General features: G+C 44.9%; 21 protein-coding genes. 2 read left to right on the top strand and 19 right to left on the bottom strand.

Annotated features, from left to right (window positions below; translation table 11 throughout):
* Window positions 1-6: 6 nt before the first annotated feature.
* Complete coding sequence (locus BSQ33_RS10465; protein ID WP_021019629.1) at window positions 7-876, top strand: phosphoribulokinase; 870 nt, start codon at window positions 7-9, stop codon at window positions 874-876.
* 284 nt (window positions 877-1160) lie between these two features.
* Window positions 1161-1793 carry a cAMP-activated global transcriptional regulator CRP gene (crp, locus tag BSQ33_RS10460; RefSeq protein ID WP_038179153.1) on the top strand — a complete coding sequence of 211 codons (633 nt, stop codon included), beginning with the start codon at window positions 1161-1163 and terminating at the stop codon, window positions 1791-1793.
* A 73-nt stretch (window positions 1794-1866) separates the two neighbouring features.
* On the opposite strand, the gene BSQ33_RS10455 is transcribed toward crp, so the two are convergent.
* From BSQ33_RS10455 to BSQ33_RS10360, 19 genes are all read right to left on the bottom strand, one after another.
* Window positions 1867-2661 carry a DUF1338 domain-containing protein gene (locus BSQ33_RS10455; RefSeq protein WP_021019627.1) on the bottom strand — a complete coding sequence of 265 codons (795 nt, stop codon included), beginning with the start codon at window positions 2659-2661 and terminating at the stop codon, window positions 1867-1869.
* A 68-nt stretch (window positions 2662-2729) separates the two neighbouring features.
* Window positions 2730-3752, bottom strand: coding sequence for an arginine N-succinyltransferase (gene astA, locus BSQ33_RS10450; RefSeq protein WP_021019626.1), 1023 nt, complete (start codon window positions 3750-3752; stop codon window positions 2730-2732).
* Window positions 3753-3845: 93 nt separating this feature from the next.
* Window positions 3846-5057, bottom strand: a complete 1212-nt coding sequence (locus BSQ33_RS10445) for an aspartate aminotransferase family protein (RefSeq protein WP_088134083.1) — start codon at window positions 5055-5057, stop codon at window positions 3846-3848.
* 264 nt (window positions 5058-5321) lie between these two features.
* Window positions 5322-5900: an aminodeoxychorismate/anthranilate synthase component II gene (locus BSQ33_RS10440; RefSeq protein ID WP_021019624.1), complete on the bottom strand. Its 579-nt coding sequence runs from the start codon at window positions 5898-5900 to the stop codon at window positions 5322-5324.
* 181 nt (window positions 5901-6081) lie between these two features.
* Complete coding sequence (locus tag BSQ33_RS10430; protein WP_088134081.1) at window positions 6082-8715, bottom strand: efflux RND transporter permease subunit; 2634 nt, start codon at window positions 8713-8715, stop codon at window positions 6082-6084.
* Entirely contained in the window at window positions 8712-9545 is an 834-nt protein-coding gene (locus tag BSQ33_RS10425) for an outer membrane lipoprotein-sorting protein (RefSeq protein ID WP_021019622.1), read from the bottom strand. Before BSQ33_RS10425 ends, BSQ33_RS10430 begins: the two co-directional genes overlap by 4 nt.
* Window positions 9546-9554: 9 nt before the next feature.
* Entirely contained in the window at window positions 9555-10763 is a 1209-nt protein-coding gene (locus tag BSQ33_RS10420; protein ID WP_088134080.1) for a hypothetical protein, read from the bottom strand.
* Window positions 10751-11512, bottom strand: coding sequence for an SDR family NAD(P)-dependent oxidoreductase (locus tag BSQ33_RS10415; RefSeq protein WP_157721383.1), 762 nt, complete (start codon window positions 11510-11512; stop codon window positions 10751-10753). Before BSQ33_RS10415 ends, BSQ33_RS10420 begins: the two co-directional genes overlap by 13 nt.
* 25 nt (window positions 11513-11537) lie before the next feature.
* Window positions 11538-12290 carry a 3-oxoacyl-ACP reductase family protein gene (locus tag BSQ33_RS10410; protein WP_021019619.1) on the bottom strand — a complete coding sequence of 251 codons (753 nt, stop codon included), beginning with the start codon at window positions 12288-12290 and terminating at the stop codon, window positions 11538-11540.
* A complete protein-coding gene (locus BSQ33_RS10405; RefSeq protein ID WP_021019618.1) occupies window positions 12290-15148 on the bottom strand; it encodes an aminotransferase class III-fold pyridoxal phosphate-dependent enzyme in 2859 nt (952 codons plus the stop codon). The genes BSQ33_RS10410 and BSQ33_RS10405 overlap by 1 nt, the downstream gene beginning before the upstream one ends.
* Window positions 15149-15151: 3 nt before the next feature.
* Window positions 15152-16153 carry a beta-ketoacyl synthase N-terminal-like domain-containing protein gene (locus BSQ33_RS10400; RefSeq protein WP_021019617.1) on the bottom strand — a complete coding sequence of 334 codons (1002 nt, stop codon included), beginning with the start codon at window positions 16151-16153 and terminating at the stop codon, window positions 15152-15154.
* Window positions 16146-17429: a beta-ketoacyl-[acyl-carrier-protein] synthase family protein gene (locus BSQ33_RS10395; RefSeq protein WP_021019616.1), complete on the bottom strand. Its 1284-nt coding sequence runs from the start codon at window positions 17427-17429 to the stop codon at window positions 16146-16148. Before BSQ33_RS10395 ends, BSQ33_RS10400 begins: the two co-directional genes overlap by 8 nt.
* Window positions 17422-18522, bottom strand: coding sequence for a beta-ketoacyl synthase N-terminal-like domain-containing protein (locus BSQ33_RS10390; protein ID WP_021019615.1), 1101 nt, complete (start codon window positions 18520-18522; stop codon window positions 17422-17424). Before BSQ33_RS10390 ends, BSQ33_RS10395 begins: the two co-directional genes overlap by 8 nt.
* Window positions 18519-19751, bottom strand: coding sequence for a beta-ketoacyl-[acyl-carrier-protein] synthase family protein (locus BSQ33_RS10385; RefSeq protein WP_198298096.1), 1233 nt, complete (start codon window positions 19749-19751; stop codon window positions 18519-18521). The genes BSQ33_RS10390 and BSQ33_RS10385 overlap by 4 nt, the downstream gene beginning before the upstream one ends.
* 43 nt (window positions 19752-19794) lie before the next feature.
* Window positions 19795-20274, bottom strand: a complete 480-nt coding sequence (locus BSQ33_RS10380; RefSeq protein WP_021019613.1) for a phosphopantetheine-binding protein — start codon at window positions 20272-20274, stop codon at window positions 19795-19797.
* Window positions 20275-20631: 357 nt separating this feature from the next.
* Window positions 20632-21207: a TetR/AcrR family transcriptional regulator gene (locus tag BSQ33_RS10375; RefSeq protein WP_021019612.1), complete on the bottom strand. Its 576-nt coding sequence runs from the start codon at window positions 21205-21207 to the stop codon at window positions 20632-20634.
* A 182-nt stretch (window positions 21208-21389) separates the two neighbouring features.
* Entirely contained in the window at window positions 21390-22550 is a 1161-nt protein-coding gene (locus BSQ33_RS10370; RefSeq protein WP_088134077.1) for a 5-methyltetrahydropteroyltriglutamate--homocysteine S-methyltransferase, read from the bottom strand.
* Window positions 22551-22668: 118 nt separating this feature from the next.
* Window positions 22669-22989 carry a hypothetical protein gene (locus BSQ33_RS10365; protein WP_021019610.1) on the bottom strand — a complete coding sequence of 107 codons (321 nt, stop codon included), beginning with the start codon at window positions 22987-22989 and terminating at the stop codon, window positions 22669-22671.
* A gap of 155 nt (window positions 22990-23144) precedes the next feature.
* A complete protein-coding gene (locus BSQ33_RS10360; RefSeq protein ID WP_021019609.1) occupies window positions 23145-23486 on the bottom strand; it encodes a hypothetical protein in 342 nt (113 codons plus the stop codon).
* Window positions 23487-23688: the final 202 nt, after the last annotated feature.

Here is a 23688-nt window from a genome sequence, read left to right as displayed (position 1 = left end):
TATGTCATGTCAGCAAAACATCCGATTATTGCCGTAACCGGCTCTTCAGGCGCCGGAACAACAACGACTTCAGAAGCTTTTCGCAAAATGTTTAACATGATGCGAATCAAGCCTGCCTGGGTTGAAGGTGACAGTTTTCACCGTTTCACCAGACCGGAAATGGACGTCGAAATCCGTAAGGCCAGAGAACAAGGTCGCCATATCAGTTATTTCGGTCCTCAGGCGAATGATTTCCCTGCTTTGGAAGAGTTTTTTCGGGAATATGGCCGCACCGGAACAGGGAAAATTCGCCGCTATCTGCATACATTTGATGAAGCGGTTCCCTATAATCAGATGCCCGGAACCTTCACGCCATGGCAGGATCTCCCCAATGATACCAATGTGCTCTTTTATGAAGGGCTCCATGGCGGCGTGGTTGATGGCCAGACCAACGTCTCCCAACATGTCGATTTCCTCATTGGCATGGTACCGATCGTCAATCTGGAGTGGATCCAGAAATATGTCCGGGACACCCGGGACAGAGGTCATTCCAGAGAAGCAGTGATGGATTCTATCGTCCGCTCAATGGATGATTACTTAAATTATATTACGCCTCAGTTTTCCCGGACGCATATTAACTTTCAGCGAGTTCCGACAGTGGATACATCGAACCCACTGAGTGCAAAAGGAATTCCGAGTCTGGATGAGAGCTTTGTGGTCATCCGCTTGCTTGGCATCAAAAAAGTCGATTTCCCTTACCTATTGGCAATGATTGATGGTTCATTTATGTCATGTCATAACACGATTGTTGTCCCCGGAGGGAAAATGAGTTTTGCCATGGAATTGATAGTCCGTCCGATTCTCCAGCAATTGATTGAAACAGGAAAAATTGGCTAATCACGATTCAATGGTACGAATCGGGTTCTTTTAGTTTCCATACCGTGACCATGCGCACGTTTTTGCGTACCAAATCACGGTCATGACACGATTAAAGTCAAGAAATTGTGTAAGAAAAAGGATACTATTTGATACCGAAACAGAAGACAACTTGCAGGCTTTCTCAAGTGCTTTTATGCTAAGTGTTTAGTTCAGAGACATGTTCAGTTTAAACATGTTCAGTTCAAAAGCTTCGCGAAAACATGGAAAGCAGCAAGCATACCCTGCAGAGGAAGAGAGATATTATGGTTCTAGGTAAACCTCAAACCGATCCAACATTAGAGTGGTTTCTTTCACATTGTCACATACATAAATACCCTTCAAAGAGTACGCTGATTCATGCAGGCGAAAAAGCGGAAACGCTTTATTACATCGTGAAGGGATCTGTTGCAGTTCTGATCAAGGATGAAGAAGGAAAAGAGATGATCCTTTCCTATCTCAATCAGGGTGACTTCATCGGTGAACTTGGTTTATTCGAAGAAGGTCAAGAGCGGACAGCTTGGGTCAGAGCGAAATCTCCCTGCGAAGTTGCAGAAATTTCCTTCAAAAAATTCCGTCAGTTAATTCAGGTTAACCCAGACATTTTAATGCGTCTGGCAGGACAGATGGCAAGCCGCCTTCAAGTCACCAGCCAAAAAGTCGGTGATCTGGCTTTTCTGGATGTGACTGGTCGGATTGCCCAGACACTGTTAAATCTGGCAAAACAACCCGATGCAATGACGCATCCAGACGGAATGCAAATCAAGATTACTCGTCAGGAGATCGGTCAGATTGTCGGCTGTTCTCGTGAAACCGTTGGCCGTATTTTGAAGATGCTTGAAGAGCAAAACCTGATTTCAGCCCACGGAAAAACAATCGTTGTTTACGGTACAAGATAATTTTTTCAGCTTGAACCAACAAAAGAGCCATCCTCGCGATGGCTCTTTTATTTACGACGATTGAAAGAATACATCACTGGTTATTGGTACTTTCAAAAATTTTGTCCGCAGAGGCTTCAACAAATCCGGGATACAAGATGCCATTTGCCATCGGGTAACGTTTGGCAAATTCGTAAAAGCCACCGGGAACCAACAACGCCGCCTCATCAAATTCAACCGCCACTCGATCAGCCATCGTCGATGACTGTTCCAGAAATAACGCTGGAGAGCCTTTTACTTCGCCCCCTGATGAATTGATTGCAAAATCATGCTGGTGCAGATAAGTATTCACGTCCGCAACCTGACTAAAACGAGCCAGCTGATTCACGCTCACGGTAAAATGGTTCGCACCGTAACCATGTGCAGCAACCCAAGCGGCATACTCACTTTCTTCAGCCAATAGATAATACTGCTCGAGTGACACTGGCCATAAACGTCCACCATAAAGGAAGTCAGCATCAGCAACCATTTCGGGCCGGACATGAGAGACCAAACTTCTCACGATCTTTTGCAAAGATTCAGAACAGCGTTCCACTTCCAGCTCACTGATGAACACTTTGGGTAACTTGGGATTCGGATGCTCAAAGTGCTGTGCGGCTAACATTTTTCCTTCAAACTGATAATGCCCTTTCGAGACATATCCCAGTCGAACCCATGGTTCCGCCATCACATCAAGGTTCACTTGCGGTAAATTAAATGTCCGCAACGCAATATGATCATTGCTTAACGGCTCATCTTCTTGAAGTAATTCATGAATCCGCTGCGCTGATGGACAAAGTCTGGTTGTATAATCTTGCCATAATGCGGCAAACAATGAGTCCAGCGTCATAGCGCCTCCTTCTTTATCAATTATCTTGGGCTACCATCGCGTTCCTGCCTTCAGATTCAGGGGAGGGATTAACGAATCATCAGAAAACGAACCCGATCACCAGACTGAATCAACAAAGCCTGAGCAACTTCAGGCGTGATAATCACAGTCTCAGATTCCGGGTGGAAGTCGACCTCAGCAACCGTCGCCCGGAAAAATTCAAATGAAGTATTACTGAGTATGACTTTCTGCCGACTCTGATGCTGGGCGACTTTGACCGTCGCAGACACCGAATGCCGGACCGATTCAATATGGCGTAAGTCACATTCAACGGTTGGGCCCGCATCAAAAATATCGACATAATTACGGCAGGAGAACCCCTCTTCTTCCAATAATTTCAAAGCCGGCTTCGTCTTATCATGCACCTTCCCGATTACGGCTTGGGCTTCAGGACTAAGCAGATTGATATAGATCGGTAATTTTGGCATCAGTTCAGCAATAAATCCTTTATGCCCCGACCCCGTCAAATAATCTGCCAGAGAAAAATCAATGGAGAAGAAATGTTCCTGCAACCATTGCCAGAACGGAGAGTTTCCCTGTTCATCAGAGACGCCTCTCATTTCAGCAATAATTGTTTGAGCAAAACGTTCCCGGTGTTCCGCCAGCATCAGGAAGCGGCATTTTGACATCAACCGTCCGTTGAGTCCGGTACGATATTCGGGTAAAAGGAACAGCGTGCACAACTCGGAGCTCCCGGTATAGTTATTGCCAAGCGTCAGTAATTTCACGATTTTGTTGACGCCTAAACGGCGGGAGGAATGAAGAATAGTACTAATATGATAAGAGTAGGACGGCGTATCCCAGCCGACGTAGGCTTCGATTGCAGTTGTACCGGCAATCCGGCCACTTTCGCTATCCACCCCGACCATCAAGTAACTTTCATCTGTCGGAGACTGAACATCCGTTTTTGCAAAACTCGCTTCTGAATGTTCAATGCGGTGAGATAACAGCGCCTCATTGACAGGTAGTGATGTAAAACCATAACCAGATTCTATCGCACAATGATAGAGCGCATTATAGTCAGTCATTGTTATGGGACGAACCACAAGCATGGATGTCTCTCCCTGAAAACCTGAGTTCGAAATGAAACCAGTCTGACTATAAGCATAGCTCAGGATCGTTGCGAACCTGAGCTAAAATTTAAACTAAGTTAATGATGCAATGGCTTTTTCCAGACGTAACAAGCCTTCTTGAATATCGTCATCCTCAATCACCAGTGACGGTGTGAAGCGAACCACATTTGGCCCGGCAACTAAAACGAGCACACCTTCTTTACCGGCAGCCTGTAGTATGTCACGCGCCCGGCCATGCCAATCTTCCGTCAACACCGCCCCGAGCAATAAACCTTTGCCACGGATCTCACTGAATATCGGATACTTGGCATTAATTCGCTCTAGCCCGTCACGGAACAGCGCTTCTTTCTCTTTGACGCCATCCAGCACCTGAGGTTGAGATGTTATATTCACGACAGCTTCTGCCACTGCACAGGCAAGTGGATTACCACCATACGTTGATCCATGCACACCGACCTTAAAGTGAGATGCAATCGCTGTTGTCGTTAACATCGCACCAATCGGGAATCCGCCGCCCAATGATTTCGCTGTACTGAGGATATCCGGTATCACGTCGGTTCCCTGATACGCATAGAAGTCACCAGTCCGGCCATTACCGGTCTGAACTTCATCAAAAATCAATAAGGCATTATGTTCGTCACACAGCGCTCTGACAGCCTGAATAAATTCTGTTGTCGGAGTAATAATCCCACCTTCGCCCTGTAACGGCTCCATCATCACAGCGCACGTCCGATCTGAAATTTGAGCCTTGAACGCCGCCAGATCATTATAAGGTAAGTGAACGACATCCGAAGGTTTCGGACCAAAGCCATCAGAATAAGTCGATTGCCCCCCAACAGTCACCGTAAAAAATGTCCGGCCATGAAATCCCTGTTTAAAAGCAATAATTTCCGATTTTTCCGGTCCATAATTATCTGCCGCCCAACGGCGAGCCAATTTTAGTGCCGCTTCATTCGCTTCAGCCCCTGAATTGGCAAAGAATACTTTCTCAGCGAAACTCAGTTCTGTCAGTTTTCTGGCCAAACGCAATGCCGGCTCATTGGTCATCACATTGCTCAAATGCCAAAGCTTCTGAGCTTGGTCAGTCAATGCATCAACCATCGCAGGGTGGCAATGACCTAAACAACTGACCGCAATCCCCCCGGCAAAATCGACATATTCTTTTTCTGCTTGATCCCACAACCGAGATCCTTTTCCCCTCACCGGAATCACTTCCATCGGGCTGTAGCAAGGCACCATGACCTCATCAAATTGCGCCCGATCGACATTATTTTGTGTAGCCATTCACACTCCCTCTTCGCTCGTGAGCTTACAACCGACCCATCCCAATATTCACCAGTATAGATGATCTGTTCATACTGACTGTATTGGCGTGGTTGAAGATACGATACATTCAATGTCAGTAGACAATATCATTACAAATAGACAATATCATTCACATAGAGACTTGTCAGATGATTCTGTCACAACTCATTCTACATGTATAAATATGCAATAAAAATGATTTTTTATTTAATTGTTGTTGTCACGATGGCACGCCATACAGACTTAACGACGTAAAAAATTCGCCAGCAACGCATGACCTTGTTCGGTTTTGATCGATTCCGGATGAAACTGAACGGCATCAATGGGGAGGGTTCGGTGTTGATATCCCATGATCTCCTCAACATCACCCTCGACGGTTTCAGTCCAAGCGGTGATTTCAAAACAATCCGGTAAGCTCTGTTGCTCAACAACTAAAGAGTGATAGCGAGTCACCGTCAATGGATGATTTAAACCATGAAAGAGTCCCTGACCACGATGACATATCGGTGAGACTTTCCCATGCATAACTTGCTTGGCACGGACAACCTTAGCGCCAAAAGCCTGTGCAATCGCCTGATGGCCGAGACAAACGCCAAGTAAAGGAAGCTGACCCGCGAAATGTTTGACGACATCAAGCGAGATCCCCGCTTCATTCGGAGTACATGGCCCCGGAGAAATCACGAGATGGGAAGGGCTGAGAGACGTAATGCCGGCAATATCAATCTGGTCATTACGGACCACGTTGACTTCTACCCCCAGTTCACAGAAATACTGATACAGGTTGTAAGTAAACGAATCATAATTATCAATAATGAGTAACATGAAGATCCTACGCCACACGACTGCCGAAATCAGGTCGCTATTGTGCAGGATAGAAGCAAGAAATCAAGAATCGTCAGATAATAAAAAAGAAGTAACCGAACCTCGGCTACTTCTCTTCAATACTGGTATGACACTGATTTTACTAGGGGCTGTTGACGTTAATTGTTCAGCTCAAACCGAATCAGTTCACTGACAAAGCTTCTTTTTCATTCACTTTTTCCCGCTGCATGCCTGAAAAGAACCAAGGGGCGAATAGCGTGACAACAAACAACGTCATAATGCCGCTAATCAACAGGGATAAACCAACTAATGTACCGAGATCCACTAAAGGCTTATATTGAGAGAATAACAGTGCGACAAACCCTATACTGAAAACCAAAACATTCGCAATAATCGCTCGTCCAGAAACACTCACCGCATTTAACAGCGCTTCATCAATCGTTCCCCCCTGCTTGAGCTCTAATTGAATTCGCAAGATATAGTGCACGGAGTAATCGACGATCCCTAACACCAAAAATGAGATAATCGCAGTCCCGATATTCAGCTCAATGTCCAAGATTGTCATGAGCGAGAAATAACACATGACAGTCGTCACTAAGGGCAACGTGCCGGCAATTCCCAATTTAAGCGAACGCATCCACAAACTCATGACAGCCAAGACAATGAACAATGCGATTACAGCGCTTTGAGTTTGGCTCATCACCAAAGCATCAAGCACTGCGGTCCAAATCACGGGAGAGCCAGCCAGTTTCACTTGATAGCCTTGTGGGGTGTTTTCTGCTAACCACGGCCGTAGTTTGCCCAAAAATGCTTGATAGTCACTCGCAACTGTCGTCCCTAATGTATACAACAATACGGTTTTAGAGAAATCTTCGTTATACACATTTGTCGTATCCGTTCCGCCACTATTTTCGTACATCAGAATCGACTGACGGACAATGTCACGCCCAGAGATCTCAACGTCATATTTTTCTCCGGTATCCGGATCAATTTCAACAAACCGCTCAACATCCTCAGGAAGACGATTATATGACGGTTCAAAATCATTCAAGGTGTAGTTAATACGACGAACATAGCGCGCAGCCGAATAGCTATATGTGGCATACTCTTGTTGATGGATAAACGTTTCCAGTTGATCTATAAAACGAAGCATTTTTAAACTGAGTGCACCATTTGCGCTACCGGAATCAACCTGAACCCATCCCGGACTTGTGCCTGCGATATGATCATTGATGAAAGTATCTGCAATGCGAAACACACTATCTTTTGCAAAATAGCCACTTCCCATGTCATCAATTTTCACCTGCGTGGCGAGAAATGATGCACCACCAAGTAGCAGAATGAAAATCCCCGTAAAAATGCCGCGATTGTGAATCACGGGTTGCAATGCAGCAATCAAGATACGGCTAATCAAATATTTTCTCGCAACGGCCCTTTCTTCACTTTCCTCCACCTCGGTGTGCTCAGTGACCCCCTTTGATTTTCCAGGGAACAGCGCCAGACAAGCAGGGATTAACAATAAAGAAATGATCAGTGCAACAAACATCCCAAAAGAAATGAAAATACCAAAATTGCGTAAACTCTCGATACTTGTTGATGTGGAAAGAGTGAACGTAAAACAGGTCGTCACAGTCGTGAGAACAACCGGAGAGATCATCAACAACGTGGCCTTTCTGAGTGCAGGAAGGCGACTTTTCTGAATTTTCTTCTGATGATAATACTCTGCCATCATATGGATGGCGTCTGACGAGCAAATGGTAATCAAAAATACAGGCAATACAGCAGTAATAATATCCAATGGTGCCTGGATAATCGCCATCATCCCCAAAGTCCAAATCGTACACATCACGACATTGAGTAGAGGGAGAACGACGCCTAACACTGAACGGAAAAAGACAGCAAGAATGACCGCAATCAGCAATAAGACCAAAGGAAGTAATGTTCCGAAATCATGATCGATAACTTGTTTTTGAGCCGCAAAAAATACCGGGACCCCACCGACATAAACCTCATCCTTAAATTCTGGATGACTTGCCCGGTAATCCGCAACCATCTGCTTAAATTGTTCGTAAGCTCTGACCTGTCCATAAGCGTCATCAGAATGCAGACTAAGCTCAACCGTAATCATCGCGACATGACCCGACGGATCAACGGTCCCCTTTTCCATCAATTCATTATCGAGGACAGCACCTTTAATGACTTCTGGGTCTTGGCCATAATTATTGATGGTTTTACGCGCAATAATTGTCCCGTCATCATCAATGAATACATTTTCCGTCGCAGCCAAACCCGCCATTTCCCGTATCGGCTCTACTCGCTCAGCAAAGACCGAAATATAACGGCGGTCTTCATCACGGATTCCCCATTCAGCACTCTGCTCATACAGGTCACGGGCAAGATAGCCATCACTTTGTGTCAGGCCATCAGCCAAAATTTGATCAATGACCTGTCCAAGTTGAGGCTGATCCGTGTAACGATCCCGAATCGCAATCAAGCGTTGTTCGTCGGTCTCATCAACAAATGTCATCACACGTGACTGCTTCGTCAGTTCAAAAATCGCATCAAGACTGGCTTGATTAAAAATCGTATCTGGATTGTAGAGAACAATTAAAACTGAATCATAAGTGCCGGTGAACTCCTCCCTGATTTCATAAATAGCATGTCGAGCTGGATGGCTCTCCGGTAAAAAATAAGGATTGTTGTCTTCACTCAAATTTCCCAAAGCCATCAAAAAATAGCCGGTAATTAAAACGAGCAAAACCAAAATAGATTTCGGATAACGAAAAACAAAATTGAGATAACGCTCAGCCATCATTTATTCTCCTGCGCTGTCGAAAAGCTAACGGAGTCGGGCAAATCACTCATCTTATAGCCCCGCTTTAACTTACCTTTTCGGAATAGTTTGTCATCCAGTCCGACATTGTATTGGGTCTGCTTGTAGATAAGTTCACTACTTTTTCCTTCGACAAGGTTATCCATCACTGAATGCATAATGGTCCATATGTTTTGAATCTGTTCCACCGACTCGGTATGTTGTCGTTTAAATAAAATCCCTTTGGCATTGTAATAATCTTGGCGCAATACGATCTCTCTCTCCTTGTCGATCCAAACAATCACACGGTGATATCCAGATTTATTGATGACATCCTGAGAGACGGGAATCCGTTCAATGACGACAGCGGGCCGTTCGCCAACTTTCTCCTCTCTTAAGATCTTCGAGTTGAAGTCAGACACCCGTAACTTATCCAAATCAAAATATTCAAATTCGCTGCCCATAAAGGCGCCGCGCTTATCCTGAGACGAGATACGGCGAACCTTACGGAACGCAGGTAAAAACATCCACTGTTCGTCCTCCTCTCCTTTGGCTTCCTGATAGGTTTTAATCAGAAAACTCACATCTCGGACATCCACCGGCGCTTGTACAGCTAAGACCATCACCTCGTCCGTATCAATGTCCTTCTGTAACATCAACATCTGACGCTTATTGACCATACGGCCTTCCGTTTTATTCACCAGCGTCAATTGAGAGACATAGTCATGGCCATCATTTCGATCTCTGACCTTGGTTAAAATCGTATTCACATTCTCGCTGGCAACAGATAAGCCTGCGTAAAGTAAAGCTGCAATTATTAAATAGTGTTTCATAACAGACCCTTAGAGATAATATGTCAAAGCCAACCAAACTCTGTCCTGCTCACGGAAGTGACCGAGCAGGTTATTTTGGTTGCCACTCAGACTATCCAAATTGAGGTTGAACTTAGTTTTTGCGTTGTATTTGTATGTCAACTTGAGCTGATCCAAACGACCGCCGCCGGAAACATCCATATAGGTTATTGCCAGACGAGAACTGAGACGTCCCGAGAGATATTCACGTTCAAGTGAGAACGTAATCGTCGGATCGGTATGCGTGACCGTTAGTGTTTGCTGCCAGTCATCATATCGCCTGTCGGTATACTGAAACGTTGCTGTCCAGTCCCGATAGCGATAGTCCAACCCAAGCAACCCTTGATATTTATTCACTGCCACCAAGTTTGCTGACGAATCCATCACCTTCAAATCATCTTCATACAGCCATTCAGTACGAATAACCCAGTTATCAATTGCCTTACTGGTACTGAGCCCGAACATCTTGAATCGATTGAGTGGCTTTTGGATATTTCCGGCACTGTCAGGGATACTGAAAAGATCATCTTCATACCCATAAAAGCTATACAAGCTGACATCGGTTTCCATCCAATAGGTATTGAACCGGATTCCGAATTCGAGATGACCGGCTTTCCGTTCATCTAATCCAGAAAATGCCGTATCACCAAATTCTGCACCAGCCGGTGCATAGCGATTAGACTGATACTGAAAAACGGTCAGGAAGCTGAGATTCGATTCATCACCGATATATTGTTCGACTTTCAGCATTGGCAAGGCGACTCGGTACTCATCCACATCAAACAAGACGAAGTCTCGCAGGTCGAGCGGATTGACGACGTCAACAACGCGCAAATCATCCGCTTCCCCCCACACCACTTTTTGATAGCCTAGCGTCCAATAGGCATCGAAGAGTTCAAAGGAAAAGTAGGCATCATCAACCTTCCAATAATCTTCAAGGTCATCTTCTGCCTGAGTGCTGTAGTTATTCTGACTGTCGTAAACAAAGTCATGGCTGAACTCGGTATCCAGTTTAAACTCGACTTGTTCAAACTCATTCTCATACTTCAATCCGGCAAATAACTGCTGAACCGTAAAAGGATCATCCCCCCCACTCAAATGGTAACCAACCCGGGCACCCACCCGAGGTTCAATGTAAGCCTTGGCAGATGCAACTGACATAAAGCACATTGCCAGCGCGCCAATGATCAGACGCCGCATCCATCACCTCCATCAACAATGAGTGACTGTGCGGTAATCATCTTGGCTTGTGGTGATGCCAAAAAAATAATGCTATCGGCAATATCTTCTGCACTCACCAAAGCTCGAAGCGGAATCCGCTTTTTGATTTGACGCAGCATCTGATTCATCGATGTCCCGGTCATATCCCCTTGTTTTTGCAGTTCTCGACGCAGCATTGGCGTATCAACCCAACTCGGGAGAACCGCATTGACACGAATCCCCTGTCTGGCCCAGTCCAACGCAAGCCCTTTCACTAAGCCCATGAGTCCGTGCTTCGAACTACAATAGGCGGTATTTCTCAGTTTGCCGACTTTCGCCAATATCGAGGCAATCACCACCACACTGCTACCCTGTCCCAATTTATTCTCAAGCAAGGACAGGAGATAACGGGTTGCATTGAGGTTGATATTCATCACCTTATCCCAAACCTGATGATCCGCCAGTGCGTTCTCATCAGAGACACCGTGACTAATCACCACTGTATCCAACTGCTCAATGTCGTTTAAATAAGGCCCGAGTAACTGCTCATAAACATCCATATCTTTCAGGTCGAGCACAACCGGAATAATATTGACTGAACCGGCCATCTCTGACACAAGCGACGCCAATCCGCTCTCGTCTCTATCCAACGCTAAAATATGCGTGACACCATGTGAGACTAATTTCCTCACTGTTGCCGAACCGATACCATTCGCGGCACCGGTCACTAATGCTGTTTTACACACCATAATCACCTCAAAACGACTCACCACTTCAAAGCAGCATCATGCCGCCATTGACTGAAAGTATTTCTCCTGTGAGGAAATCATTTTCAGGGTCTGCAAGATAAAGCACGGCTTTGCTGATATCTTCTGGATTACCCAGACGCTTCGCGAGTAACTTCTTACGAATCAAATCACCACTGTCAGCCAAGAGTTCACCGACCATTTCCGTTTGAATCACACCAGGTGCAATACAATTGACCCGAATATTTTTCCGAGCGACTTCAACCGCTAAAGCGCGGGTAAACGACTCAACACCGCCCTTCGTTGCAGCGTAATTACTCTGGCCTTTATTCGGTTTCGTAGCAGAAATGGAAGAGATATTGATGATGCAACCATGTCGCTGTGTCATCATCATTTTCACGGCTTCACGGCTACACATCATCGTGCCAATCAAATTCGTCCGAATCACCGCCCACAGGTCATCATCACTCATAGTTGCGAGTAACCCATCGCGAGTTATCCCGGCATTATTGACCAACACATCCAAGTGTCCGAATCGGTAGTTAATCTGGTTAAACATGGATTCGATATCTTGGTATTCCGCGACATCAGCCTGAATAGGAAGTGCATTCACACCATATTGAGAAATGTCTGATGCCAATTGATTGGCAAGGTTTTCGTCACGACGATAACAAAAAGCAACATCATATCCTTTTGCTGCAAGACTGAGAGCGACGCCCCGTCCGATACCGCGAGTTGCACCTGTGACCAATGCTGTCCGATTACTTGTTTGCTTCGTCATCACATCGACTCCAATGATTTGATTCCAGCGAGACCAAATCCATGTTTTTTTGCCATATCGAGGATTCGTGTCACTTGAGATTTACTCAAGTCGCCATAAGAGTAGTGTCCGTATTCTCCTTCTAAACCAAGCGTGAGCGACTCTGCCATACATGCGTAAACTTCCCCGGCATTGAGATATGCTCTTGCTCTGGCATCAAGGCTGGCACCGCCGGGCGTGCTGACGACACCACCACGGATACATACGATATCGGGGCGGGTATCAAGCGCTTCCTGACTGATGTTATGTGGAACCGAGACATCACAGACGATGGCATTTGATCGAATCAATTCAACATCTAAAAATGAAGACGATGCATTGGTTGCACAGACCACTAAATCACACTGGTGAATCAGTTCAATATCGTCACTCAGTACAATCGGCGCGGGGATGGATTGATCTTGCATCAACTCGAAAATCTGCTGACCAATGGCTTCATCAGGGATAAGCTCTGGCTGATTGAGCCACGCTTGCAACTGGGGGTGTTCACTCATTCGCATTCCCAGACGAGAGTCTCGCTTCCCTGCAAGGACTTCTGACCAGATCGTTTCATAAATACTGTAGGCAGCCTTCAGCAAGCGTTTTTGTGACCCATGACGTCCACTGCCGATAAGAATCAGCTGTTCACTAAAATCTGCTGCTATCGCGGCATAAACAGTACCAATATTCCCCGCAGCGCCAATAACAGCCGTCTTATGAATCGCTAACTGTTTTTCCTCGACCGTCTGCAATACCATCTCAATCGCCATGCCAACTGTCAGCGAATTACCGGTCGTCAATCCAATCCCAGGGACTTTGACCGACTTGCAGTTATTTGTCGCAACAGATGTAAACATACCAAGCCCTGCGACTTTACAACCATCATCCCGGGCGGCTTCCACCCGTTCACGAATCGCTTCACGGATTTTTTCCAGCTCATTGTTTTGCATCATCTGTTCGATTTCTGCTGATGTGACCGCTAACGGATAAAGAATAAAGTCACCCGTGACACCGGTTGCCGATGTCACTCGCATCGGTGGAAATGGCGCAGCACGCCAGTCAAAACCCAACCGTTTGAGTAAGTAATCACTCTCTTCTGGTGGCACACCTTCCATCGAAGGGTCAACCTGCCACATCCAATCAGATGAGATCAGGTGATTGACAAAAGCCACTTTCACATCCGCTTCGGCTTCAGGTTGAGGCGGTAACTCAGGGAAATGAGACCGAAAGTCTTTCAGTGACTGACGTACATTTCGTGTAGCCACAGGTTGCGATAAATGCTTCAGAAAATAGTAAGCATCCTGATACTGAATAACCCGACAGACATCGTCAAAAGCCGCAATTAAACGCTCAATGTCATGAGCAGTCAGACACAAATTCGGTTCTAAACGGACAACATTTGGCGCACTCGATGATGGTGCGACTCGAATATGGTGTTGATTCAACAAGAATCCGGTCACGACATATCCCAAAGACTCCTGGTAATCCATACCACGAAACATGATTGATGGTGCGTCAGCCTGAGAATTAAACTCGATCCCAATTAATAGTCCCCGACCCCGGACATCCGCAATCACATCAGGATAGGCCTCTTTCAATCGGGTCAATCGAGACTGAATCGTTTCGCCCAACTCATGAACTTGCTGTAAACGTTGCTTATTATCTGCATACAATAGGTCCAGATAGGCACTGGCAATCGCAGCTGAATGTTCATCCTCACCAAAGGTCGAACTTTGCACCAAGTCGAATTTATGACAGTACATCGATGCTCGAATCGCCACAAAACCGATCTTCGCAATACCGCCGCCTAATGCCTTAGAAAGCACAACATAGTCGGGGCGCAGACCAATATCTCGTCCTGCCAACAAGCTGCCACAACGACCAGACCCTGATTGAACTTCATCTGCAATTAATGGGCACTGCCAAAATGTACGTGCTTGATGGAGTCGATGGGCATCATCTTCAGTTAGACAATGAATGCCGCCTTCCCCCTGAACCGGCTCAGCAAGAATAGCGCAGATCATGGGAATATCTTTCTGTATCAGCGAGACCGTATTGCCACGCTTTTTCACAGAAAACACAAATGCTGCGGTTTCCTTTTGCAATGGCTCCATCCGCTGTTCTATTTCTGCGATTGGCATGAAATGAACTTTTAGACCGAGATGATGGTAGTGCTCTCGGTACATCGAACCATGTGTCAGTTGGATCGAACTTGCCAGTTTGCCATGAAAGGCATTTTTCAAAGCGACAAAATGAGGCTGACGCGCGACTTGTTCCGCATTAAAATGCCGAATCAATGTCATCAACTTTTCAGAATCCTCATGTCCTTCAACACCAAGCAACTGACATTGCTCATCCGTCAATTCAAATGTGAACGCATCATCTTTCGCCAAAGATGAAAGAGAAAAGTCCGCTTCTTCTGCAACTAGATCGACGTGTTCAGAACGTTTTCTTTCCGCATGAGTCAGGGCAATCTCCACAGATTCGGCACCGGTAGAGGTGAATGAAAACAGAAAGTCTTCCGCCCAACCCGTCTCTTCTTTCAACAGCCGGTTCAACTTTTCGGCCAATAAAGCAGCCCCCTGCCGTAAAGAGAACTGATTATTGAACGGCAGTAATCGGTCATAACTGTGCTTGGCAACCTCAATCAGGTCGGGGTGATTGTGCCCCAATAACGTGGCACCGTATCCGCCAAGCAGATCAAGAACTTCCTGTTCTTGATCTTGTTCATTACGATAGTAAAGATTTGCGCCCTGAGCTCGATGAAATACCTTATCCAACCCCAAAGCGTGTAAGGCTTCCGCCAACTGAGGTTTACAATACTTTTGATAGCGATTCATTGGTTAAAAATCTCCTGATACTTTCCGTATACCAGCGACAGATAGGTAATCTCGGTTGTCCCCCGAGACGGTGATATAGCGATGAACTTCCGATTGGTTCTGATAAAACTGGAGTGCTGCAACAATCGAGGCTAAAATCCCCGGGCAGCCACGTGTTCCACCGACTTGACAGAAATCAAACTGTTTTAATGATGCTGTGGCGGGGATATCCTGTAGCCAAGAATCAGAACCAGCATAATGGTGAAGGTCATGTGAGAGTCCCTGAACATCTTCTCTGCTGAGATAAGATTGAATTTGTTCAGATAAGTGAAGATGTGAAAAACCGTAATCAAAAAACTCCAAATATCCTTGGACATGCTCGGGTTTAACCTCATCAGCACGCGCTAGTATCAATGTGACTGCACCAAATTCATCACTGTGAGGATGAGTGAACGACTGCCGCCCAAGATCAGATTCTTGAGAGCCGGCACAAGCGACCACGGCAATGTCACATTCACCGTATCGCAAATTATCAACGGCATCCTGCAAAGCACATGTACTTCCTAGGCTATCTCGAATAAAAGCACCGGAGTCACCAGTAATCCCCCAATGCAGGCTCAACATTCCCAGAATATTGTTATTCAGAATATTGGTCAGCAAGAAAGGACTCACACGATTCGAATACCATAGTTCACGAAAAACCTGCACATGATCGGCAGAGTCTGATAAATCACTTTCATCCAGTGCAGCCTGAAAGTCACTCAGTGTCGGATTTAAATAACCATATTGTCCGGCGTATAAACCGACGCGTCCCTTTTTATCCTCTGGATCAAACTTTGCCATTGAGAGCGCATGTTCCGTTGCAGTGATTGCGCTGGCTGCACTGGGAGACATCGCTCTTTTGATTTGGCGTGAAATTGGCTTTTGCCGTTCATTTGTTGTCTCTTGGGTGGAAAATTTAACGTTAAACTCTCCGCGGGGGAAAACAGCCCCATACCCGAGAATTGCAATATTAGGTTTATTCATGAATATACCGTCCCATCGCCAGCGTTGCATTCAACCCACCAAATCCGAAAGAGTTTGATAAGCAGTAGTTCACATTCACATCCCGAGCCTGATCTTTGACATAATCTAAATCACATTCAGGATCATGAGATTCAAGATTCATGGTCGGAGGAACACATTGATGCTTCAACGCTAATAAACATGCCGCTGCTTCTGGGGCTCCTGCTGCTGCAATCCAGTGACCGATCATCGATTTAGTCGAAGAAACCATTAAGCCATCCTGACTATGCTGACCAAACACAGATTTGATAGCTCGGGTTTCAATCGCATCATTTAGCGGTGTCGAGGTGCCATGAGCATTAATGTATTCGATCTGCCCTGGGGCTAATCCCGCATCGTTAAGTGCACATTGCATCGATGCAATCGCCCCTTCTCCGTCAGGGTGAGGTGCTGTCACTTTATACGCATCTAAAGAACTGCCGTAACCAACAATCTCCCCATATATTTTGGCACCACGTTTCAGAGCGCTGTCTTCACTTTCTAGTAACAAGAAACACGCACCTTCACCAGCCACCAGACCAGAACGATCCACATCGAATGGACGGCATAACTGATCCCCCCAACGTGCGGTTGTCGATGTTGCTCCCAGTAGATAGAGAGCACTCAGCGTTCTAACATTCAGTACAGAGTCGCCACCGCCACTTAACATACAGTCAGACTCTCCACGAGCGATGGCCCGATAAGCTAAACCGATGGCCTGTGTCGCTCCGGCACAAGCTCCACTGATATTCATCACGGGGCCATTCATATCAAACTGTTCAGCAATCTGTCGGGAAAGCATGTCATTTCCCGCGCGAAGCCCATTGATATGATGGATCATTTGGTCTCTTTCACGCATTAGGGTGGTCAGAGAGTCTTGGGGCGACATCGTCCCAATTTGGGTAAATGTATAATCATCAGCATCCGGAACACCGCTACAAGCACAAACCCCCATCACGTCATGTCGATCAAGCGCCTTTTGTCCATCTCTTAATGCTTCCTGCGCAGCGATCATGCCGAAAATAGCCCGCCGCTCAAGTTGTGTGTCTCGATTAAAGAGCGATGGATAGTCCCGTGTGAGGTGCTCAATATCCGTTTCTATCGGTGCTGCGTACTTCACAGGGAAATCGTCAAGACCTTTCAGTTTCCATGACTTCACTAAAGACTGACCATGACGAATGCCCTGCCAATAACATTCATGACCGATACCGTATGCGCTGACAATCCCAATGCCTGTCACTAATACTCGGTTACTCATGCAATCCTCCTACAAGGAAATAGTTCACTAAACCGGAGGGACCAAAAGCGAGAATCAGCACACGATTCATTTCACCATGCTGGCATGAAGCGTCATGGTGCAAATTCATTTTCGCTTGCATCAGTTCCAAACTTAAATTCAAGGCAATCGTAGGAGCACTGGCACCGCAATATCCAAGTTGATCTTCAATGAAGATGAGCGGAACCTCGATACCCAGCGTCTTGACGCTTTGTAATAATGCATCTTGGTACGCACCGATTCCGGTACAGATGATTTGGGAAATGGTGTGGTTTGCTTCTGCGCCTTTATCGTTCAACGCTCGCTCAAGCAACAAATGTAATGCATCCCCACCATTCGATAGTCGACCACGATATGCCGCAAGCAACTCAGCCTCCGCCATTGTTCGCTCTTTCGTGACCACGGCAAAAGATGATGCTTCGGTCAGATAAAGCGTCTGTTGGTCAGCAAAATCACGGTCATAAGTCAGCAAATACCATGGCGATATTTTCTGACTGCCACCACCAAACAAGGCTTGACTAACCAACCCCTCTCGCACATGTGAATACGCTTCAAATATCGCTTCTGCACCCGCATCAATATGAGGAGAAAAACAACTGTTACATCCGGTAATTCCCGTGAGTTGAGCAATATGACTTGCAGCAGAGCTGTTAAGCATGATTAAGCCAGTTAACGGATTACTTTCTCGGCACATCACATCGCTGAAACATGCCAATGTTTTCTCTTCGAGTTGATGGGGTTCCGGCGTTTCACAGTAATCAATGGTCCCGAGTCCGAGAAAAAGGCCGGTCTGAGGCCCGCCTTGTGACTCGCCATGAATCAATTGCCATGTCCGTACAGCAGTAGCGATGAGCCACCGAGCCTGTTTCTCACTCGTTTTTCGAATCATTCTCCCAGCATTAATATCCTTGAGTGACTCATCAGCAAGATAAGCACCAAATGCATGTCGTTCGATAGATTCGGCATAATCAATCGGTTCAAAATGAAGGGATTGATCGCCCAAAAACAGTGACGTTAACGTTGTATGATGAGGAAGGAGAGTTTCTCCACGACGTAAATAAACTGGCTGATTCATATATTCCCCCTTGAAAAAATCAAGCTGGTGTTCAATCCGCCAAAGCCAAATGAATTACTTAAAATATGGTTCATTTCGGTCGTGCGAGGCTGGCTGACAATATCAAGTTCAGCCTCACCTTCTGCTGGCCCGGTATAATTTAATGTCGGTAATATTTTTTGCTCATTTAAGGACAGCACACTCAATACCGCTTCAAGAGCACCACTTCCGGCCAGCGAATGTCCAAGTGCAGATTTCGTTGAAGTCACCGGTACTTGATCTTTGAATAGTTGATGAATCGCCCTTCCTTCTGCAGCATCATTACTTTTTGTTGCCGTACCATGAGCGTTAATATGATCAATTTCATCACGCGTCAGGTGAGCATCATTTAAAGCCTGTTGCATGGCTAACGCATAATAGCTTCCGTCCGGTTTAGACGCGGTAATTTTATATGCTTCAGAACCTCGGCTGCCGCCACTAAGCCTTGCCAGAATTTGGGCACCTCTGGCCAGAGCCGTTTCTTCAGCTTCCAGCACAAGAAATGCAGCGCCGTCGGCAAGTACACAGCCATTTCGGTCTTTGTCAAAAGGTCGACAGACCTCTTGAGGCTCAGAAAAAACAGGTGTACCAACAGCCCCGATTTTATGGAAAACCAACTGCATCATCGGCTGTGAACCTTCGTCCGCCGCACCACAAAAAGCAACGTCTAAGTCACCATTTCTGATACGGCGCATGCCTGCAAGGATGTTGCTGGAACCAGCAGCGCAAGCATCAGAGCACACCAATATAGGTTGATTGACCTGCAACTTTTCCGACATCACCTTTACAATTGCATCAGGCCGATACGGTAAGTAATCAGACTGTCCATCATATGGCGCTGAATCTTTTGCCAGCATATGCATACGATGAATCTGTTCAGGGGATATTAAATTTTTATTTACCCCAAAAAATAGCCCAAAGCGCTCAGAATGGGCTCCTACATCGAGCCCTGCCTGATTTTTAGCTTCTATTAAAGCATGGTAAGCCATTTTTCCACTGGTACTGACGTTGTGCTTCGCTAATTCTGGATAGTGTTCATCCAAATAGGAGAGATCACTCGCTTGCATTGCTGCACAAACAAAATCATGAATACCAAAACTTTCAAGTCTATTATCTTTATGAATCAATGATTCTTGGTTAAATAGTGCTTGAAAAAGATTGTCCGGGGACCTTTTCGTCGGTACACACACCCCTAGCCCGGTGATGACCACATGTCTCATAACAAATCCTTTTGAGTTTTCCTACGATGTTTTATTAGGCGGCTTTGGTATCCAGCCCATGTTTTTCAAAAAAACTCACCACATATTCCTGAATAGCCGTATCGCCATCCTGACTTGGATGATGATTAATATGGGCACATAACTCATACCAGTGACGTACCAATGTTTGGCTCAGAAGTACATCGACATTCATATTGGGCTGAATATCCTGTTCAGAATATTGGTTTGGACTTTCTTGAAGGAGTCGCGCTCCCAATTCGGTTAACTTGCCTTGGTCGATAAAAACACCGTCGGTCGGCATCATTTCCTGAGCAACAACCAAGGTTGTTTTAGTGGGTAGCTTCAGTCCAAAGCGTTTCCCTAAAGAAAAAGATATATCAACTAAATCTAGAGAATCGGCACCTAAGTCATCAATAAGAGATGATTCCATTTCAACCTCTTCTCTTTCCAGCTCAAGAACCTCAGCAATTTCTTCCATAACTTCGTTTTCAGTAATTTCCTTTCCTATCAACATATTAGAACCCTTCCTAGTCATACTATTTATCCATAAGCATTAAATAATAAGCATTAGGTTTTTATTAACCTAATTGCTTAGAAAGCAAAGCAATAATATAGGTCACAAGACCCATAAGTCAACCGTATAATTGCATGTGTGCATATAAAAAAAACAAACGCTTATGTGAGAATTTTCTAATAAAATAGAAAGGTATTGAATCTCAATACATTATGATAAGAGCGCAATATTGCTATAGATTAAGGGAGACTATAGAAAGATGTTTTTATAGATAATCGACCTATAAAAACATTTCTCAGAGTCATATGAATGGAGACAAGAAGCACGGGAAAGAAAGTGAGACGAGAATCAGCTTTTTTACTCTTGGATGAGTTGAAATATAATTCTCCCCAAGAGCTCTGCGACTTGCTCATCACGAAAAGGAATCGCTTTATAAGTGAGCGTATACCCTTCAAAGTATGGTAATAAAAGACTGATAATGCTTTGAATTAAAATAGGTTTATCCGGTGCTAATGGCGTAAACATAGTTGCAATCATATTGCTACACTGCAAAGTATAGTGATGTAAATAGTCTTCAATTGTTTTGTCCCTTGATGCAAGAGCCCAAAACTCTCTGAATGTTTGACATGATTCTTCCATCATCGAATTACTCAATATGCCGAGAATCATCGCCTCGATATCTTGTTGCTGAATCTTATCTTTTTTAGGAAACTGTGGAATGACTGATTGTGTCAGCTGAATAAATTGCTGCAAATAAAAATCAATCATTCCTTTAAGTAATGAATCTCTATCTTTAAAATGATACTGCAAATTCCCCAGTGACATCCCACAAGCGCTTGCGACCTTACGCATTGTAAGCCCTTGACTTCCCTGTTCATTTAGTAATTGCAGCCCGCTTTGGACGATTTGGGTTACTTTGGGATGGTGTTGCATGGTACTCTCACTCGATTCAATTCATGTTATCTGTTTTATGAGAAATAATATTAGGTCGTAATACCTATAATCTCAACTCAAATACCATCAAAATAAAACGCAGATCCTATATTAAAAATAGGAATCAGCCAACACATCCACTTTTAACCCCACACAGGGAAGCTCGTCTTACTTCGTTCAGCTTATCCCCAGACCTGTTCAGCAACCTCTTTTACAAAAGCAATCTTCTGCCATTGCTGTACATCGGTCAGTTCATTCCCTTCTTCGGTTGAAGCAAAACCACACTGAGTGCTCAGGCACAGATTTTCTAACGGCACATACTGCGCGGCCTCATGAATTCGGGCGATGACTTCTTCTTTATTTTCTAATGTACCGACTTTTGAAGAGACGAGACCGAGAACCACCTGTTTATCTTGTGGCACCTTGGCTAATGGTGAAAAGTCACCAGAGCGGTCGGTATCAAACTCCAGATAAAATGCAGAGACATTTTCTTTGGCAAACAAGACATCAGCAATCGGTGCATATCCACCTGATGCCGCCCAAGTTGAACGATAATTACCACGACAAACATGTGTCGTCAAAATGAGGTCTGTGGGTGCATTGGCGATAGAACGGTTATTGACCTGCAACAACTTCTCCGTCAGTGAAGCAATACTTTGGGTATGGTCAAATTCATGAGAATCACCACAGCCACAGGTTGCTTCTATCGGGGCGGACGCTTTTGCTGCAATTTTAGGGTCGGTTAACATCCCCCATGTACAGTCATCAATCTGTAAATTACGACAGCCGAGTGCATACAATTCCTCAATGAACGTTTGATAAACCTGCACAATCGCATCGAGTAACTCAGTTTCATTCGGATATATGGCTTGTGTCTGTTCTAGGTTACACGGACGCTGTAGCTCTTTTAGAAACTGAGCAGGCGCCGGAATCGTCAGGCGAGGAACAATCCCCGCTTCGGCAAATTGCATCAAAAACCGGAAATGCGCAAGAAAGGGGTGGTTCTCACCGCTGATTTTTCCGCTCAAACGGACACTCTCCGGACGTGTTTCCATCTGAGAAAAAAGATAACCTTGCTCAATCTCAGATTTTTCGACGCCATGGATGCCCCACATAAAATCCAGATGCCACCAGCTTCGACGAAACTCGCCATCGGTGATGACTTGTAAGCCAGCCGCTTTCTGACGGGCAACAAGTTCCGTAATGGCTTGATCTTCAATGTCAGTCAGTTGTTGCTGTGTCAGCTGACCTTCGGCAAATTGCCGACGAGCTTGATGAAGATAGGTGGGGCGCAGATAGCTGCCGACTACATCGGCACGAAATGGGGGAACAGATAAAGACATGATATTTTCTCAGGTTGTTATTGAATCATATTCATAGCCTACTCTGTTCTCCACATGAGAAAAGAGAGATTTACTCAAACTAAACATGATGAAAATTCATGTTAATTTAACGAATGAACTAGCTGGATAAGAGATGGATAAAACTTCCATGGCAACCGCTATCACCATCGACCAGATAGAAATTGATTTTTTTGCCACTCACAAGTGCTGTCATCAATGTCGAATAAACCACTTTATTATTTTCTTCATTTTTACGCCATTGCAACCATTTTCCTGCCGGGCAAAGTGACGTCCCAACATTCATTTGGAACGAGATGCTTCCCGGCATGTAAGTCGCCTCAACAACTGTCACTTTCCCTGTAATTAATGTCTCAGTTGCATTCACAGAAAATGCACTGGCAGCACATAAGATCAACAATGCAGATAATTTCTTTCTCATATTCATTCCCAGTTAATAAGCCATATATTTACGGATCCACCTTAAGGTAATTATACCTCAAGAGAATAATATCCGCAGTTCATTCATTGAAACATGAACACATTGGGAGAAGTCATATCTTCTCCCTTTTAAAATTGAATTTAAATTTAAAAACATTAATTATGCACAGCAATATAAAACGGTGATTCTCTGTCACTCCAGTCATTACATTGATGCATTCCTTTCACTTCGACTGGCTTAGCTTGCGCTTGTGCTGAAAGCACCAAGGAATACATCGCTTTTCCCAGTTCATTATTTAGAGAGAATGCCCATTCATCTGTAATTTTACTACAAGGTGCCTTATCGACATTACCCTGTGTTCTAAACATGACCACCCCATGTCCCGAGTCATCTCGATGAACAATAACCTGAGTAATCGTTCCTGTCCCCGTCCCGGCAAAAGCAGTAAAAGATAACAGAGAGCCTAACAGGATACTGCTTAACGTTAATTTTTTCATTGTTGTTCCTATTCATACTTATATTACTTTAGGATAGAGTCAGCACATCGATTTATATGCTGCATCGCATCCAACCAATTCACAGACAAGCCTCTATTTTAGAGCCACACCCTAATTTTATATTGATTCAAAATCAAAACAATTAAATATTTATAGATAACTTTATCATTATTTTTATCAGTCATAAAAAAATCCCCTGTAT

The sequence above is a fragment of the Vibrio gazogenes genome (genome assembly GCF_002196515.1).
In the GTDB taxonomy this organism is placed as follows: domain Bacteria; phylum Pseudomonadota; class Gammaproteobacteria; order Enterobacterales; family Vibrionaceae; genus Vibrio; species Vibrio gazogenes_A.
Note: the sequence above shows the minus strand (reverse complement) of the source record. Positions and strands in the feature narration are given on the sequence as shown.

What these genes read in the sequence shown, in the direction of transcription:
- BSQ33_RS10425 (WP_021019622.1), bottom strand. Translation starts at nt 9,545, where the DNA reads ATGAAACACTATTTAATAATTGCAGCTTTACTTTACGCAGGCTTATCT.
- BSQ33_RS10360 (WP_021019609.1), bottom strand. Translation starts at nt 23,486, where the DNA reads ATGAAAAAATTAACGTTAAGCAGTATCCTGTTAGGCTCTCTGTTATCT.
- BSQ33_RS10390 (WP_021019615.1), bottom strand. Translation starts at nt 18,522, where the DNA reads ATGAATCAGCCAGTTTATTTACGTCGTGGAGAAACTCTCCTTCCTCAT.
- BSQ33_RS10410 (WP_021019619.1), bottom strand. Translation starts at nt 12,290, where the DNA reads ATGACGAAGCAAACAAGTAATCGGACAGCATTGGTCACAGGTGCAACT.
- BSQ33_RS10420 (WP_088134080.1), bottom strand. Translation starts at nt 10,763, where the DNA reads ATGCGGCGTCTGATCATTGGCGCGCTGGCAATGTGCTTTATGTCAGTT.
- astA (WP_021019626.1), bottom strand. Translation starts at nt 3,752, where the DNA reads ATGCTTGTGGTTCGTCCCATAACAATGACTGACTATAATGCGCTCTAT.
- BSQ33_RS10365 (WP_021019610.1), bottom strand. Translation starts at nt 22,989, where the DNA reads ATGAGAAAGAAATTATCTGCATTGTTGATCTTATGTGCTGCCAGTGCA.
- BSQ33_RS10465 (WP_021019629.1), top strand. Translation starts at nt 7, where the DNA reads ATGTCAGCAAAACATCCGATTATTGCCGTAACCGGCTCTTCAGGCGCC.
- BSQ33_RS10380 (WP_021019613.1), bottom strand. Translation starts at nt 20,274, where the DNA reads ATGTTGATAGGAAAGGAAATTACTGAAAACGAAGTTATGGAAGAAATT.
- BSQ33_RS10415 (WP_157721383.1), bottom strand. Translation starts at nt 11,512, where the DNA reads ATGGTGTGTAAAACAGCATTAGTGACCGGTGCCGCGAATGGTATCGGT.
- BSQ33_RS10370 (WP_088134077.1), bottom strand. Translation starts at nt 22,550, where the DNA reads ATGTCTTTATCTGTTCCCCCATTTCGTGCCGATGTAGTCGGCAGCTAT.
- BSQ33_RS10430 (WP_088134081.1), bottom strand. Translation starts at nt 8,715, where the DNA reads ATGATGGCTGAGCGTTATCTCAATTTTGTTTTTCGTTATCCGAAATCT.
- BSQ33_RS10440 (WP_021019624.1), bottom strand. Translation starts at nt 5,900, where the DNA reads ATGTTACTCATTATTGATAATTATGATTCGTTTACTTACAACCTGTAT.
- crp (WP_038179153.1), top strand. Translation starts at nt 1,161, where the DNA reads ATGGTTCTAGGTAAACCTCAAACCGATCCAACATTAGAGTGGTTTCTT.
- BSQ33_RS10395 (WP_021019616.1), bottom strand. Translation starts at nt 17,429, where the DNA reads ATGAGTAACCGAGTATTAGTGACAGGCATTGGGATTGTCAGCGCATAC.
- BSQ33_RS10455 (WP_021019627.1), bottom strand. Translation starts at nt 2,661, where the DNA reads ATGACGCTGGACTCATTGTTTGCCGCATTATGGCAAGATTATACAACC.
- BSQ33_RS10375 (WP_021019612.1), bottom strand. Translation starts at nt 21,207, where the DNA reads ATGCAACACCATCCCAAAGTAACCCAAATCGTCCAAAGCGGGCTGCAA.
- BSQ33_RS10445 (WP_088134083.1), bottom strand. Translation starts at nt 5,057, where the DNA reads ATGGCTACACAAAATAATGTCGATCGGGCGCAATTTGATGAGGTCATG.
- BSQ33_RS10400 (WP_021019617.1), bottom strand. Translation starts at nt 16,153, where the DNA reads ATGAATAAACCTAATATTGCAATTCTCGGGTATGGGGCTGTTTTCCCC.
- BSQ33_RS10405 (WP_021019618.1), bottom strand. Translation starts at nt 15,148, where the DNA reads ATGAATCGCTATCAAAAGTATTGTAAACCTCAGTTGGCGGAAGCCTTA.